This window comes from Pedobacter sp. SYP-B3415 (assembly GCF_004138205.1).
Classification (GTDB): Bacteria; Bacteroidota; Bacteroidia; order Sphingobacteriales; family Sphingobacteriaceae; genus Pedobacter.
On the sequence record NZ_RXNQ01000032.1, the window covers coordinates 157,068 to 173,185 of the forward strand.

Annotated in this window: 11 protein-coding genes and 1 tRNA gene; 6 read left to right on the forward strand and 6 right to left on the reverse strand. The window is 45.5% G+C overall.

All coding sequences use genetic code 11. The features are described 5' to 3' along the window. Window positions 1-205 precede the first annotated feature (205 nt). Window positions 206-2,368, reverse strand: coding sequence for an outer membrane beta-barrel family protein (locus tag EJV45_RS12620; protein WP_129716045.1), 2,163 nt, complete (start codon window positions 2,366-2,368; stop codon window positions 206-208). A gap of 111 nt (window positions 2,369-2,479) precedes the next feature. Between EJV45_RS12620 and EJV45_RS12625 the strand changes: the two genes are divergently transcribed. Then, window positions 2,480-3,781: a HAMP domain-containing sensor histidine kinase gene (locus tag EJV45_RS12625; RefSeq protein ID WP_129716046.1), complete on the forward strand. Its 1,302-nt coding sequence runs from the start codon at window positions 2,480-2,482 to the stop codon at window positions 3,779-3,781. After that, entirely contained in the window at window positions 3,774-4,454 is a 681-nt protein-coding gene (locus EJV45_RS12630; protein WP_129716047.1) for a response regulator transcription factor, read from the forward strand. Before EJV45_RS12625 ends, EJV45_RS12630 begins: the two co-directional genes overlap by 8 nt. Window positions 4,455-5,426: 972 nt before the next feature. On the opposite strand, the gene EJV45_RS12635 is transcribed toward EJV45_RS12630, so the two are convergent. The 3 genes from EJV45_RS12635 to EJV45_RS12645 form a co-directional block, all read right to left on the reverse strand. After that, a complete protein-coding gene (locus EJV45_RS12635) occupies window positions 5,427-5,825 on the reverse strand; it encodes a hypothetical protein (RefSeq protein ID WP_129716048.1) in 399 nt (132 codons plus the stop codon). 138 nt (window positions 5,826-5,963) lie between these two features. Continuing rightward, window positions 5,964-7,145 (reverse strand): chromate transporter, encoded by a 1,182-nt coding sequence (locus EJV45_RS12640; RefSeq protein WP_129716049.1) that lies wholly within the window; start codon window positions 7,143-7,145, stop codon window positions 5,964-5,966. Between the two features lie 61 nt (window positions 7,146-7,206). Continuing rightward, the gene (locus EJV45_RS12645; RefSeq protein ID WP_129716050.1) at window positions 7,207-7,848 is read right to left on the reverse strand and encodes a helix-turn-helix domain-containing protein; all 642 of its coding nucleotides are present in this window, start codon (window positions 7,846-7,848) and stop codon (window positions 7,207-7,209) included. 205 nt (window positions 7,849-8,053) lie between these two features. Here EJV45_RS12645 and EJV45_RS12650 point away from each other — a divergent pair, with 205 nt between their 5' ends. After that, complete coding sequence (locus tag EJV45_RS12650) at window positions 8,054-9,052, forward strand: IS110 family transposase (RefSeq protein ID WP_129716051.1); 999 nt, start codon at window positions 8,054-8,056, stop codon at window positions 9,050-9,052. 261 nt (window positions 9,053-9,313) lie between these two features. Next, on the forward strand, window positions 9,314-10,363 hold the full coding sequence (locus EJV45_RS12655; RefSeq protein ID WP_129716052.1) for a hypothetical protein: 1,050 nt from the start codon (window positions 9,314-9,316) through the stop codon (window positions 10,361-10,363). Between the two features lie 72 nt (window positions 10,364-10,435). Here EJV45_RS12655 and EJV45_RS12660 read toward each other — a convergent pair whose 3' ends face one another. Continuing rightward, the gene (locus EJV45_RS12660; protein WP_129716053.1) at window positions 10,436-10,678 is read right to left on the reverse strand and encodes a chromate resistance protein ChrB domain-containing protein; all 243 of its coding nucleotides are present in this window, start codon (window positions 10,676-10,678) and stop codon (window positions 10,436-10,438) included. Between the two features lie 544 nt (window positions 10,679-11,222). Next, window positions 11,223-11,295: transfer RNA gene (locus EJV45_RS12665), tRNA-Lys, on the reverse strand. Between the two features lie 128 nt (window positions 11,296-11,423). On the opposite strand from EJV45_RS12665, the gene EJV45_RS12670 reads away from it, so the two are divergent. Further along, complete coding sequence (locus EJV45_RS12670) at window positions 11,424-14,711, forward strand: S41 family peptidase (protein WP_129716054.1); 3,288 nt, start codon at window positions 11,424-11,426, stop codon at window positions 14,709-14,711. 140 nt (window positions 14,712-14,851) lie between these two features. Then, window positions 14,852-15,952, forward strand: coding sequence for a DUF4185 domain-containing protein (locus EJV45_RS12675; RefSeq protein ID WP_129716055.1), 1,101 nt, complete (start codon window positions 14,852-14,854; stop codon window positions 15,950-15,952). Window positions 15,953-16,118 lie beyond the last annotated feature (166 nt).

Below are 16,118 nucleotides of genomic sequence, written 5' to 3' on the forward strand. Positions count from 1 at the left end.
GCAAGTAACAAAATCTACTCACCCCTGGCAAGTATGTGCTTGACGGCCTGTGTGCAGTTCAGTACCTAATCTCAATAAATAAACCGATGAGGGGCCAGCCATGCTGATAGGGAACTAAAGCTTAAAGATTTGCTCGTCTTTTTGCGCCCTGTCTTTACCATTCTGCGGTAACGTGTCTATTATCTTCAGAATGACATAAAAACGACTACATCCTATTCTGTTCAGCCGTCTTTGTCCTTGTTTTGGCATCTGTGACTTTCTGATTGCCGAAATTATATTTTAGATTAATCATGAAATACTGCGTATCTCTATAGTCTGTAAAGTATTGATTCTGATTCGCATATTTAGCAGACACAATGCTGTTGTCTGTTTTGAAAATGTCGTTGATCACCAGCCCCGCTTCAAATTTTTTGGAAAACAGTTTTTTGTTAAGCACGATGTTGGTGTTTTGCGAAGAAGTGATATTGAAGGACCCCTGTATAGACCTGGAATTATACACGTAAGACATATGCAAGTCCCAGGTTTTCGCTTTGTCTAAAGTAATTTGGCTGGAAATATTCCCGTGGTAGAAGAAGTTTTTATTCTTATACAACGCTTTATCCACACCGACAAAATAATCGTCATTATACTCGCACATCGCGTAGAAGTTCACTCTCAATTGTTTAGCGACCGAGAGGCTTTTGGAAAGATTAGCGCCCAGGTTATTGCTTTTTTCAATGTTGGTGTAGTTATAAACAGTTTCAAAAGTTTCCGGATTCTGAACAGAAATCTCCATCGACGGATTTTTCCTGTGACTGTAATAGACTTCGAAATTCCAATCTTTTAAGGTATAACTGGTACTGAAGTTATGTATGGTAGTCGGCTTCAAAGTGGCGTCGCCCTGAAAGTAAGCATAATAATTATGGTAAGATTTAGACGGGTTGAGGAAATTGTAGTTTGGCCTGTTAATTCTTTTCCCGTAAGAAAAGCCGAATTGCTGATGTTCAGCAAATTTATGCATAAGGTACAGGGTGGGGAACAAATTAGTAGTGCTGGTTCTATTTGCTATAAAAGGGTTGCCAGAGATCGTTTTGATCAAGGTGGTTTCTGACCTTAAACCGGCCTTGGCCTCCCATTTTTCCCATTGGTAATTTACAGATGCATACATAGCGAGAATGTTTTCTCTGTAGGTGAATGCATTGCTTCTTGCAGGGTCTGGCACCAGTTCTTGCTTGTCGCTGGCAAAAAAATTCATATCGCTTTGCGTACTTACAAAACTGTATTTTGCTCCGCTTTCAACACTTAGCTTTTGGCGGTCGAGCCGGTAATCTACCTGCGAGGCATATAAATTAATCAGCTGCAGGTTTTGGCTGGCGAAACGATCATTACCTGGAGGCTGGTTGATGAAGCGGAAATAAGTTGTTACATCCTGGCCTTCTCTGTGATGGTTATTGCTGTAAACGTTAGACCAGGTCAGCTTATGCGCACCAAACGTCTTGTCGTAGGCCAAATAGGCATTCATGCCGCCATAGCTCTGGTGCCGATCGTTCAGGGTTTGATAGCTGGATTCTACCTGGTTGGTAAGCGTATTGTAAATGTTGGTAGGCACATTGTAATTGCCGATAGCGGCGGGGTTGTGACTTCCGTCAAAGCCAAATTGTATATGTTGAGTTGTATCCATGCTGTATTGCGCCGAAAAATTATAAGCATGTTGCGCATGCGACTTCGTTTTTCTCACCATATCGCTTTCCCAACGCGTTCGATCCTCAGCGAATGTGACCACATCGAAATTCTTCCTTACATAATCTCCTGATACAAAATTATAGTCGCCGCTCAGTTGCCACTTTTTCAGGTTTAAGGACTGCATCAGGCCAATTCTGCCCTTGGCGTAGATAGATTGATGGTAGCGACCAGATAACCGGCCTTTATAGCCTGCCAATTGGTTTTGTTTCATTTTGATATTGAGCACGGCGCCGCCTTGTGCGTCGTACCTGGCCGGTGGGTTGGTAATCACTTCTACCGCATCGATGCTATTGCCATCGGTGTTCTCTAACAATTGTTTCAGCTGTTCCTGGCTCATCAATGTTCGCTTATCGTTAATGGTAATAACAATCTGCGTACTGCCCTGCACCGAAAGCTGATCGTTTTTCATGACGACATTCGGGGTGTTCTTTAAAATGTCCCATCCATTCAGATTTTGTAACGGTGTCTGGTCGACATTGAAGACAAGCCTGTCAGCTTTGCGCTTCAACATCGGTTTTTTATGGTTGATATGCACGGTATTGAGCACAATAGACGAATCCTTCTTTAAAGATTTTTGAGCTGTGTCTGCTTGTTGCGACAAAGCAGCGAAAGGCAGGCAGATTAAAGCCAGTAGGTACTTATTCATTTACATTAGTTTTCTGCAAAACTCCGGCGAAAACCATAGGCATTGCGTTAATGAAAGGTTAATGGAGGGTTAACGTTGCCAAGAATGCACGCAGAAGTGTAGTTTTGACTAATGAATAAGCAAACCGGTAGCGCCTTACTCTTTATAGTCAGTTTTTTGGTGCTGATTATTTTGCAAAGTTACTATGTGTACAATGCCTATGTGCTGCAAAAAAAAGAGCTTAACCAACAGGTTAAAACCATTGCAAGCGAAGTACTGGTGCAGCTTGAAAAGTATGAAACTGAAGCAAGCGAGGATGCGTTGATCCTGAGTTTGAAAAAGCTTTCTTCGAGTAAGCAGTTTATGAATCAAAAACTTACTGAAAGGAAAAAGTGGTACGCGTTCAAAAATTATTATGAAAAACAGGTCGATTCTATTTTGGCGAAGCAGAGCTCCGGGACGGGGTTGGAAATTGGGCTCCGCAGTGAGATTTACTCCGTAATTGACGAAAACAGCAAAGCGGAATTGCTGAAGCCGGGATCGTCATTGGTGCTGTTTAGAACCCAGGCACCGGTGAGTAACGGAATTGTTTTTACTGAAGGAAAATGGGATACAAACTTTTCAGAAAGAAATACCGAGCTTAAGGTAGATGAGCATTATCACTATACCATCCGGTCCAGAACATCGGCCGAATTGCTGAACATCACAGTATTGATCATCAAAAAGATATTCCCTTTATCTTCCGTCAGCCTCGCAATCATGGTTTTGTTAACCTACTTGTTTTGGAGAACTCAAAAAAATCTTCGCTTGCAGCAACTTAAGGTAAATGAACTTTACACCTCGATAGATTCAATTGCCCATGAGCTAAACACCCCAATAACCACGCTGAAGTTCACTGTTGCGGCCATGCCCGCCAACGATTCTAAGAAACTGATGGAACGGCAAATTCAACGTCTGGAAAACGTGGCAGCTTCCGTATATCGTGGGTCTTCCGATAGCAAGCTCTTTTCGCTGGCCGAGCTTGAAGCGTTTACCGCCGACCTTCAAAGCAGGTTTGGGCAGGTCAAACTAAGTATCACTATTCAATATCGTGATAATCAGACGCTTCCTAAAAATGATTTTGAGCAGATATTGAACAACCTGGTAGAAAATTCGGTTAAATACAAGGCCACTGAAGTTAAGGTACAGTTGCGCTTTGAAAAATGCATTATTATCGAAGTAAGCGACAACGGCATTGGCATACCAGAGGAGGCACAGCCTTATGTTTTCGACAAATACTACAGGGTCAGCCGCCCCGAGAACCTGCAAATACATGGTCTCGGACTTGGCTTGCACCTTGTCAAGACCATCGTAGATAAATACCGGGGGCTCATAAAGCTCACATCAAATGCGGCAAATGGCGTAACCTTTAACATCTCTTTGCCTAATGCGTAACCATGTTTTATTGGTAGAAGATGACCTTGATTTAGGACTGGTCTTAAAACAATATCTTGAGTTTTCCGGCTTTCAAATTACCTGGTTTTCGAACCCTTTGGATGCTTTACGAAACTTAGAGACGCTGGAGGGCATTCAATTGGCGATTGTAGATGTGATGATGCCCGAAATGAACGGTTTCGAGTTATCTAAGGCCATTAGTGAGCATACCAACATCCCTTTTCTTTTTCTAACTGCCAAAGCGCAAAGCATAGACAGGATCTTAGGCTTAAAACTGGGTGCGGAAGACTATATTGCCAAACCTTGTGAGCCTGAAGAGTTATTGCTGAGGGTAAAAAACATCTTGAAACGCGGACAAACAAATAAGCCGGCTTCGATTATTCAGATTGGAAGTTACAGGTTTTTACCATCGCAGTATCAAATCGTTTTCAACGGTAGTGCTACGACCATTACCGAAAAGGAGACCGAGCTTTTGCTGTTGTTGAGCCAAAACAATCATAAAGTTGTAAGTCGCAAAGAAATTCTGGAAAAGCTCTGGGGCGAGAGCGATTATTTTTTTGGCAGAAGCCTGGATGTGTTTATGACGAGGCTGCGCAAATATTTTAAGGATGATGAGCGTATCAGGTTCGAATCGGTGCGTGGTATTGGCTTTAAGGTTGAATTTCCAGATTAGCGGGGCGGCGACTTAGTCAACGGGCAAATAATGACCGTATTCAGGATTGATCAGCCATTGTTGTCCGCTAAAAATTGGCTGAATGAAGTAAGATCCTTCTGAACAGTCTCCAAGCAGTATTTGCCTGAGTCTTCTGAATCAAGCCCCCCTGTATTCTATGTCTGCGGGTTTTACGTACAGGCGGTGGTTTTGATGGCGGTTTAGCCTGATTACTGCCACTGATAGGTGCGGACCGGCCTTGTATCTTCTCGCCGCAGAAAAGTATTAAAAGTCTTGCACTGTTTTAAGGAGGTTGGGAAGAACCAAGGAGGGGAACCAGCCCGGAACGGAATGGCGCAGGGATAATCCGGGCCTTTTCCCGCCGCCGGAGGACTTTTGATGCTTTTATGCAAGAAGAGATACACAGCCGGAGCGTTTGTTCATGTCTTGTATGTGGTTTTTAATGGTAGGAACGCTTTCGGCTATGCCTCAGGTTGCTTCTGTTTCGCCAAAAAGAAGGAGCCCCCGCGGCGGTGAGCGGTTCGATACCATAGCCTCACGTCTAACGGAAACCAAAGAACCATAGCCTTTCGCAAACTTTCCCCGGACAACAGTGATTGATCAGCCTTGCCCGGAGCCACCTGCTGAAGGAATCTGCGTTATCCAGGTCTTCGCAGGTCCCAGCTTTCCCGGCAATCACATCGGTTCATCGAATTTCCCCCCTGGCTAACGAAGTATAAAAAAAAGCGATAGCCGGGTTCGCGGTTCCCCCGGGAAAACTTCTCGCTTCAGCGATAAAAAAAACTATCTAAAGGCGGCTTAGACAGGTGACCCGCTGAGCGTTCCCTCGGTTACTCGGGATAAACTTCCCGCCTCAGGCTTTTCTCTTCGCATAAAAGAAAAGCCACGCAGGCGCATGGCTTTTGTCACGCCGTGAAGCCAGAGGTGCAATTTTCCAGCCGATTTATAGAGGATCTAAGGAAAATAGGTTGTCTAAAATGATACGCCTATCTGTAAGCCTGTGGTCAAAGAAGCTGGCTGATTGTTTCCAAATCTAACAGGAAAGGGAGCAGATAAGAACAGGCTGGCATCTTTACCTTTTTTAATCACCTGGTTAAAGACCGGCGTGAATCCGAAGCGGCCATTGGTCTCAAAGGCTATACGGCCTATAAAAGTGAAGCCATGCTTAAAGCGGAACATTGCTCCCGGATGAAACAATACAAAACTAACTTTTGGAATGTAATGCTCTGTACGAATGACGGGCGCTACCTCGAAGCTTATCCCGAACTTATCGCTTTTCAGTATGTTCATTCCAAAAGGGAAGATAATGGTATATACCTCTGAAAAGTTGTCATGAAACCCGTCTTTGTTCCATGTCCCGATTGGGTTCATTATACTAAAATAGCCTGTTGTTCTCGGGTATGTGTGGGCTTGTTCGGTCTGCTGTGCTTTTGCTGAAAAAACTATTGCTGAAGCGAATAAGAATACTGCTATAGTACGATAGGTAAATGATATGAGCATAAGTGTAGTTTAAATGAACTTAAAAAGCAAACCGATAACAGCGGCGACCGCAATGATACAAGGCTCCTGCAATTTTTTAATATACAGGAGTGCCAGTACCGCCGCTATGGCGATCAGGATAGTTGGAATATCTTTGATGGATCGCATACCGATCACGATTACCGAACCCACCAATGCGCCGATAACTGCTGCGGTAATACCGTCTACGAATGCCTTGATACTGGGGTTCTTTGCAATCTTTTTAAAGAATGGCGCTAAAGTTACGGTAAATAAATAGCAAGGCAGAAAAGTAGCCAGGGCAGCAATGCAGGCTCCCGGAAATCCGCCGACAAGGTAACCGATAAAACCAACAGTGATAACCACCGGCCCCGGCGTGATCATCGCCACAGCTACTGAGTCAACGAATTGCCCTTCGGTTAGCCAGCCAAATTCCTTAACCACACCGCCGTGGAGAAAAGGCACGATAGCAAGGCCGCTACCGAACACAAATGCCCCGGCTTTGGCAAAGAACCAGCCGATCTCCTCTAAGGTTTTTCCTTCATAATTCCAAAAGCCTGTACTGACTAGTATCCCGGCAGGCAGCGCAGTCGGTTTTTTAATCCATTTCGGCGGTGCCTTGATCAGCATATACAAAATACCGCAGGCCAGGAACAACATTACTTCCTCCTGTTCGGTGATGACGGTAACCACAATGCCGAGGACATAGAACAGCCACAATAGCCATTTGGATTTCATTTCCGGCAGTTCAAATCTGCTAATGGATTTAACAGTCAGCTTGTAAGCGCTCATCACAATGATGCCAATTACCGCTGCACCGACGCCATAAAATACCGCCTGCATCCAGGCCAGTCCGCCATACACTTTGTATGCCATTCCTAATAATACCACGATGATAAAAGATGGTAGTACAAAGGCAAATCCTGTAAGCGTGGCACCCAAAAGACCATAATGTACAAAGCCGATATAAATACCTAACTGTGCTGCTAACGGGCCTGGTGCCAGTTGCGCCAGCGCGAGTCCTTCTTTGTATTCTTCTTTGGTTAGCCAGTTTTTATTTTCAACAAGATCACGCTGTATATAACCGATAAGGGCTACAGGGCCGCCAAATCCCCAGGTACCGAGTTTCAGGAAATATGTAGTGATCCCGGCAAGTGAGTAAAGAGGCTGGATTTTTCTTTGTTTTACTTTCATTAGCAGTCATGGTATCGAACTGCAATATTGAACAACCAGAGAGTGGTAAAATTGTACGGATTTAACTATTTGTATCCTCTTTACCTTTCAGGGCTTTTTTCCTGTAAGCAGATGGGTTTTCTCCTGTCTGCTTTTTAAAGATCCTATTAAAATGACTTTGGTCAGAGAACCCCGTGAGGTACGCAATTTCCGTCAAAGAATATTTTGTAGTTTCCATCAGCAGCATTGCCTTTTCAATTCGGATTTTGCGGATATAGTCTCCGAACGAAAGGTTGTCGAAGTATTTGGAAAATTCTCTTGACAGATAAGCAGGGTTGATCTCCAGTTCGTCAGACACCTGCTGCAAGCTTAAGCTCATATTAGTGTCCATCTGATCTTGTATCATTTCTTTGAGTTCTTTTGCCCAGACCGGGGCTTTCTTTCCCTTGTTATCCTGGAGATATTTATTATATATCTCCAATAACATTTTCTCTACAGGCCCGGCCTCCGTATGCTTTTTTTTGTAAAGGTGCTTTGCCCAGCTATACAAGCCATCATATATGCGCATTCCGAACGCGAGTAATTCCTGGTCATCAGAACTATGGTAAGCCAGCCCCGAAAATATTGCTTCCAGTCCTGCTGACTGTGGCGCAAAATCATGGCGGTCAGTATCCGCTCCCCGGACGATAGCGGCTATTTTGTCAAGGGCCTTTAGATTTGTCATTAGTTAAAAGTAACTATCTTGTTGATAAGGATCAGGGTGAACTCAGTCAAGGGCTAGGTTAATGACCTATGCGCCGTATTAGTCTCTGCTCCAAATCACAGGATCATGTCGTGACCAGTTAGAATAGTAGACATTAAGGTCTTATAAAGGCATTAGTCACCGGCATATCTTTTAACGGGTTTTTTTATTCTTAAACTGACGAACTATGAACTTCTCAAATTTTGTAGGCGTAGATGTTTCCAAGCTGACTATTGATGCACATGTGCGAGGCAGCAATGCTTGCAAAACGTTTGCTAATAATATCAAGGGCTTCACAGCGCTATTAATATGGACTAAAAAACTTCTTCCAAGCGTCGATCACGGTGGTATTATAGTATGCTTTGAGCATACGGGCATGTATAGCATTGGACTAGCTATTCATTTACAGGAAGCCAATATTCCATTCGCAATGATTTCTCCATTGGAGATCAAGAAGTCACTGGGTATGCACCGAGGTAAAAGCGATTTTATTGATGCCAAACGCATTGCTAATTATGCCTGGCTACACCGGGACGATATCAAACCATCCGTATTGCCAGCAAAAAGTATACTCAAACTTCAAACGCTGTTGACCTTGCGCGACCGCCTGGTACGTGACAGGGGCGGCTTCGAAGCAACTTTAAAAGAACAGCGTTTGTTACTAGGGATAGCCGACAATGCTGAGATGTTTGAGGTCTATAAAAGCATGATCGGTCACTTGACCACGCAGATCAAAAGCTTAGATGCGCAGATATTAAGTATTATTGATAGTGATGTTTCTTTAAAGAAGACCTATGACCTGCTAACCAGCATGAAAGGTATTGGGCCTGTCATTGCAGCGAATATGATTACAAGTACCCATAACTTTACCCGTTTTACCAGCTGGCGAAAGTTCGCTTGTTATATTGGAACGGCTCCTTTTGAACATACGTCCGGCACAAGCGTCAGAGGAAAAACGCAGGTTAGCCATTTGGCTAATAAACAGCTTAAAAAGCTGCTTCATTTGGCTGCAATCAGTGCTATCATTCATAACAAAGAGCTACGAGCATATTACCTGAGGAGAGTAAGCGAAGGCAAAAGCAAGATGAGTACGATAAATGTTCTTCGTAATAAGATTCTCGCCCGCATGTTTGCTCTTATTAACCGACAATCAGGTTATGTTGAATTGGCGAAATATGCAGCTTAGTTTGGTAGCATCTTAACGCTTAAACACCGCAGCAGCTTCCAGGCAGGTTCTGTAAAGGGCAGCGAAGGTAGCGTAGCGGACGAAGCTGTTTATATACCCTTTACAGGTTCTGAATGGAACTGAACTTTGTGAGAGTGATAAGATGAAATGTTTGTTAAGAAACTAATAATTTCGCTAAAGGCCACTGTAGTTTAAGCTTGATAATCATAATAGTATATTTGTTGAATCAATGACTATCACCTAAACTATTACTCTTCAAATATGGCTATACATGCTGTTAACAAGATTATTGGGCAATACGAAGTTTCCAAAGGCTTTAAAAAAGAAGACCTAAGACCATTGGCGAATGATCCTATCACTTCGTCAATTCAGTTTTCTTCACCGCTTGACGAACAAGAAATTGGCTTATTAGACGATGTTATTTTTTCTCAGCGACCAGATATCGCATTAAGGGTTTACGGCCATTATTTGGAAGAATGCAATTTAAGCTTCCTAAGACAAATGCCATCATTAAGAAAGGTCTCTGCGGATTGTCTCAGAAATGCGAAAGAAATTGAAGTTGTCACAGAGCTAAAAAACCTTGAAACTCTAGGTGTTGGAATTTTTGAACTGGACAATTTTGATTTTCTATATGAAATCAATCCAAATTTGAAACAACTCTACTTACATCAAACACGGTCAAAAAAACCGAAGATTGATGCGATCGCGAGATTTGTTAATCTGGAAGAGCTATATCTCGAAGCACAGTCAAAAGGCATAGATGCTGTTAATTCTTTGAAGAAATTGAAAGAAATTACATTAAGATCTATTTCAACTCCAAACTTAAACTTTTTAAGCGGTTTAAAAGAACTATGGTCGGTTGATGTGAAATTGGGGGGAATCAAAGATTTTAACGCGTTAAAATCTCTTCCAAACTTAAAATACCTGGAACTCTGGCAAGTAAGAGAATTATCCGATATAACATTCATTTCTGATTTAACAGCTTTGCAACACTTGTTTATTCAATCTCTTCCGAATATTAAAGAGCTTCCTGATTTCAATAAATTAAACAAGCTTAAACGCCTTGAACTTGAAAATTTGAAAGGATTGAATAAGGTTGATAGCTTAAGAACCGCTTCTTCGTTAACAGAATTCATATACACGATGGCTCAAAATCAGGAGCCAGAAAATCTCTTGCCAGTTTTAGAAAACAAGAGTGTTAGAAGCGTTTTTTGCATGTTTGGCAGCGATAAAAAAAATAATCGTTTTAAAGAGTTGGCCGATAATTTTGGTAAAAGTCAGTACGAATACTCTAAATTTTTGTATCAATAAATTAGAGAGTTCAACTCAAAGATTTCTGGCATTTATAAATGTCGCCGAGTTCAAAAAAAATTTTGATAAGTCTTAGAATACGGCATTTTTTAACCGATGTTTTTTGATGAAATAATCAAATGTACAACGGTCATCATAATGGCTGTATTCTACTTCCGGCATGTCAAACGGTGTTGCGTCCAATTCAAGTGCTTTAGCAATTACCTGGTCAGTCGGAACGTAAATGATTTCCGCATCCGCATCAATAAAGCGTTTAATCAGCCAAGGACAGGCGATGCGGTCAATTTTCGGTTTTTCTCTTGTGATCCATTTCATAGATTATCTAAAATTAGTTCAAATGAACTTGAATGGAAATAGAAAGAGTCAATACAGTTATAAATAAGAGAACCGTAATCAAAGTACGTTGGGCTTACGGTAAGTCATTTTGTGATCCCGCTGAGCGTTCCCTCGGTTTCTCGGGATAAACTTCTCGCCTCAGGCTTTTCTTCTTCGCACAAAAGAAAAGCCACGCATGCGCATGGCTTTTGTCACCCCGTGACCCCGCTGAGCGTTCCCTCGGTTCCTCGGGATAAACTTCTCGCCTCAGGCTTTTCTGCTTCGCATAAAAGAAAAGCCACGCATGCGCATGGCTTTTGTCACTCCGTGACCCCGCTGAGCGTTCCCTCGGTTCCTCGGGATAAACTTCTCGCCTCAGGCTTTTCTGCTTCGCATAAAAGAAAAGCCACGCATGCGCATGGCTTTTGTCACTCCGTGACCCCGCTGAGCGTTCCCTCGGTTCCTCGGGATAAACTTCTCGCCTCAGGCTTTTCTGCTTCGCATAAAAGAAAAGCCACGCATGCGCATGGCTTTTGTCACTCTGTGACCCCGCTGAGGCTCGAACTCAGGACCCACAGATTAAGAGTCTGTTGCTCTACCAACTGAGCTACGAAGTCTGGTGAAACAAATGTAATGGTTTTTTTGAAAACAGATCTCGCCAGGGCCAAAGGGGCTAAAATTTTTCGAATTTACTTGCTACCTTTCTGTTGAAATCATCGTCCTCTATATAAACCAGACCAGCTATATGCTAAGAAAACTATTTTTGCCCCTGATCAGGGTGGCCGGAATCCTGTCCGCGCTGCCTGTAATGGCTTTTGCCGTCGACACCAAAGACACCCGGATGCTGTCGCAGCCCACCATTGGTGGTGGCAACGTAGCTTTTATCTATGCCCAAGACCTTTGGGTGGCTAATGCCGATGGCAGCCAGCCCCGCCGGTTAACCGTAAGTAGCGGCGCCGAAAGCAATCCCTACCTGTCGCCAGACGGGAAACTGGTTGCCTTCAGTGCACAGTATGACGGCAACACAGATGTATTTGTGGTGCCGGCGGCAGGTGGTGTACCCAAACGCCTTACCTGGCACCCGGGCAACGATCTGGTTCGGGGCTTTTCGCCCGATGGGAAATCTGTACTGTTCAGTTCATCCCGCGCGGCCTCAAACAACCGCTACACGCAGCTGTTCACCGTGCCCGTAACCGGAGGTCAGGAATTTCAGCTGAAGATTCCCAATGCGTTTCATGCAGCCTATTCGCCTGATGGCAAGTTCATGGCTTATACACCCATCGCCGATGCCTTTAAACAATGGAAAAACTACCGGGGCGGCTCAATCGCCAATATCTGGCTGTTCAATTTTGCAGATAATAGCATCGTTAAGATTCCGCAGCCTGCCGGAGGGTGCAACGACAGCGGACCGATGTGGATGGGACAAACTATTTATTTCCGCAGCGACCGCAACGGCGAGTTCAACCTGTTTTCCTATGATCTGAATACGAAAGCTGTAAAGCAGCTGACCTTCTATACCGATTTTCCGATCCTCAATGCCTCGGCCGGAAGCGGCAAGATCGTTTTTGAGCAGGCAGGTTACCTGCATACGTTTGATCCTGAACCGGGTACGGCAAGGAAACTGACGATCGGAATTGCAGCAGATCTGCTGGAACTGCGCGAGCGTTTCGCCACCGGCAGCGCGTACGTGCGCAGCGCAGATGTTTCGCCGTCGGGTTCAAGGGCGGTTATCGGCTTCCGTGGCGATATTCTCACGGTGCCTGCGCAAAAAGGCGACTACCGCAACCTGACACAAACCACCGGCACCCATGAAAAACACCCGGCGTGGTCGGCAGATGGCCGGTGGATTGCCTACCTGACCGATGCCTCGGGTGAATATCGCCTGCACATCAAATCCCAGGATGGGAAAGGGGCTGTCAAAGATTTTAAGCTGGAAGGTACAGGCTTTTATGCTTATCCGAAATGGTCGCCCGATGGAAAATTGATCAGTTACGTAGACAATGGGCGCAACTTGTATGTACTGAGCGTATCGGATGGCCGGATCAGAAAGGTGGCTGCTGATGAGGTGTACACGCCGGGCGCTTTCCATGATATGGCTTCGGACTATTCGCCCGATTCCAAATGGCTGGCCTATACGGTAATCACAGGAACAAATTTCAGGCGCATTTACCTCTGGTCTGCCGATGAAAACAAAAGTTATGCGCTTACAGATGGCCTGAGTGATGCTGACGAAGCGAAATTTAGCCGCGACGGGAAGTTTCTCTATTTCTTTGCGTCGACAGACGCAGGCCCGGTCGTCAACTGGTTTGACCAATCAAACGCAGACATGCGCCGAACCGCTTCCATTTACCTGGTTACCCTGCAAAAATCTACCCCTTCACCGTTGTTCCGCGAGAATGACGAGGAACCGGTTAAACCGGAAGTGGTTACTGTAGAAAAAACAACGACGACCAGCAAAGGCAAAAAAACCGTCAGAACGACAACCACAACCAGCAACCCGGCCTTTAAAATTGATTGGGAAGGTATAGAAAACAGGATCATCGACCTGCCCCTGGGGCCCTCGAACTTCGGCAACCTCGGCGTTGCGGCCAATGGCGATTTGTTGTATATCGAAATGCCGGGCAACGGCGCTCCCAAACTTCATCGCTACAGCTTTACCAAACGCAGCGATAGCGAAGTGATGGACATGTATTTCTATGGCTTGTCTGCCGATGGGAAAAAGATGATATACAACGCAGGCGGGCGGTACTACATCAGCAATGCCGGCGAGAAGCCCGAACCGGGCAAGGGCATGCTGAATACCGATGTGCTGCAGGTCAAGATCGATCCGCGGGCTGAGTGGCAGCAGATGTTCGATGAAGCCTGGCGGATGAACCGAGACTATTTTTATGACCCGGGGATGCACGGAGCCGACTGGGTAGCCATGAAGAAAAAATACGCGGCTTTTCTGCCGGATCTTGCTTGCCGTAATGACTTGAACGTACTGATACAATGGATGTGCAGCGAACTCGCCGTTGGACACCATTACATCACCAATGGGGGCGACTATTTAAATAACGCCAGCAGGATCAATGGTGGCCTGCTTGGTGCTGATTATGAAGTGCAGAACGGCCGTTACCGGATCAGGAAAATTTACGGCGGACTGAACTGGACACCTTATCTGCGGTCGCCTTTGACCGAGCCCGGCGTTGATGCCCATGTTGGTGATTACCTGCTGGCCGTAAATGGCCGTGAAGTGCGGGCGGAAGAAAATCTGTATGAATACTTCGAGAACACCGCAGGGAAAATTACAGAACTTACCCTTTCGTCAAATGTCAATGGGACAGGCACGCGCGTGGTAAAAGTTGTGCCAATTACCAGCGAAGCGGCTTTGCGCAACCGCGACTGGGTAGAAGGAAATTTGAAAAAGGTAACGCAAGCCACCAACGGGCAGGTTGCCTATGTGTATGTTCCGAATACAGCAGGAGAGGGGCATGATTACTTTAAGCGATACTTTTTTCCGCAGGCAAACCGGAAGGCCGTGATCGTCGATGAACGTTTCAATGGAGGCGGGCAGCTGGCCGATTATTACATCAATCTGCTCCAGAACCCCTACCAGGCGCATTGGCATATGCGCTACGGCATGGACCTGAAAACGCCAAGCGGTTCCATCCAGGGACCAAAGATTATGATTACCGATGAAACAGCAGGATCAGGCGGCGATATGCTTCCCTGGATGTTCCGCAAATTTAAGGTAGGTACACTTGTCGGCAAACGGACATGGGGCGGACTGGTCGGCATTCTCGGTTTTCCCGAATTGCTCGACGGTGGAAGCCTGACAGCACCAAACGTGGCTATCTGGACCAAGGATGGTTTTATTGTCGAAAATGAGGGTGTCGCCCCGGATATCGAGGTTGAACAAACACCCGCCGACGTAATCGCAGGCCGCGACCCGCAGCTTGAGAAAGCCATCAGTATTGCCATGGAGGAACTCAGGCAAAACCCGCCGGCACAACCTGTAAGGCCTCCCTTTCCGGTCAGGGTTCGGAAGTAATGCAGCCGCCAGGATCAGCATCCGGCGTTCTGCAAGAAACAGTATATCATACAGCCGCTCTGGTTTCAGAGCGGCTTTTTCTTGTGGCCGCGCAATTAGCTGGAAATTACTAGCTTTGAGCTTAAACGTTTAAGTATGTTATGCATCGATTAGTAACCTATGTCTTCTTGTTAATGACCGTCTTTTCGAGTACGGAACTTCGGGCCGGGCAGTCAGATACAATCCGGGTAACACGCATTTCGCGGGTTACCGGCAACAGCATCAATGGTGAGCGCTTTCCGAACCCAAACAACACGGCTGCACGCTTCGATCTGGGCGGTACCGATCTGGGAATAGCCTGGAGAATGGGAGATGGCAAGGTAGGCCTATGGTTCGGCGATTCATATGGGACTGAGTTTTTCCCGGTGCCTGAGGGCGGGCCCGGCAAGGCAGGGAACTGGCGCTCCAACCTCCTTGCCTTTTCCTCAGACTCCGGGCTTGAAGATGGCCTTCACATTGATGATATGTTCTCTTCGCCGGGTAAAAAAGGCGCTGCAGAAGTAATATTCAGCCCGCATACCACAGATGGTAAAGGCAGTCATACCACTATTCCAACGGCCGCTATTCACGCAGCGGGCAAAGAATATGTTCAATACATGGATGTACGAAAGTGGCTTGGGCCGGGGCGATGGATAACAAACTTCTCCGGCCTGTATACATCAGCCAACCTGGGCAGGACCTGGGAAAGAGTCAGGAACTTTACTTTTAATGCAGGGAGTAATTTTGCGCAAGGCGGGTTTGCGGTAAAAGGCGATTATATTTATACGTTAGCAACGCCTGCTGGTCGCTGGGGACGCATCAGGCTGGCACGCGTGAAGCAGAAAAACTTCGCATCAAAAGCGCATTGGGCGTATTGGAATAAAGAAAAAGGATGGGTAACCAACCGCGAAGATGAAGCGACAGACTTGTTTGATGCGCCTGCCGGTGAGCTTTCTGTAATCTGGCACCCACACTTGCGATGCTGGCTGCTGACCTATTTAAATGAAAAAAGACATGCGCTGGTTCTGCGCCGGGCTTCAGCACTTACCGGACCGTGGTCTGCAGAACAGGTACTGGCAGACGCGCGACGCTATCCCGGACTATATGGAGCGTTCATTCATCCTCAACTTGACAAACATGGCTTTTATTTTCTTATGTCCATGTGGAAACCCTACAATGTGTTTTTAATGCGCGCGGAGCTTCGGGCTGTACCGAAATCGTGACACACCCAAGAGTGCGCCTGGCTCTAATTACGTGGCAAATACCTGATTTACAAACAAAAAAGTGATAAATAACCTTGATTTTAACAAAAATTACTGAGTTTTCAACAGTTTATCGGGTGTCTGAAATTCTGGCAACCTGTTTGTAACAGAGTAAGAAAAACATCAC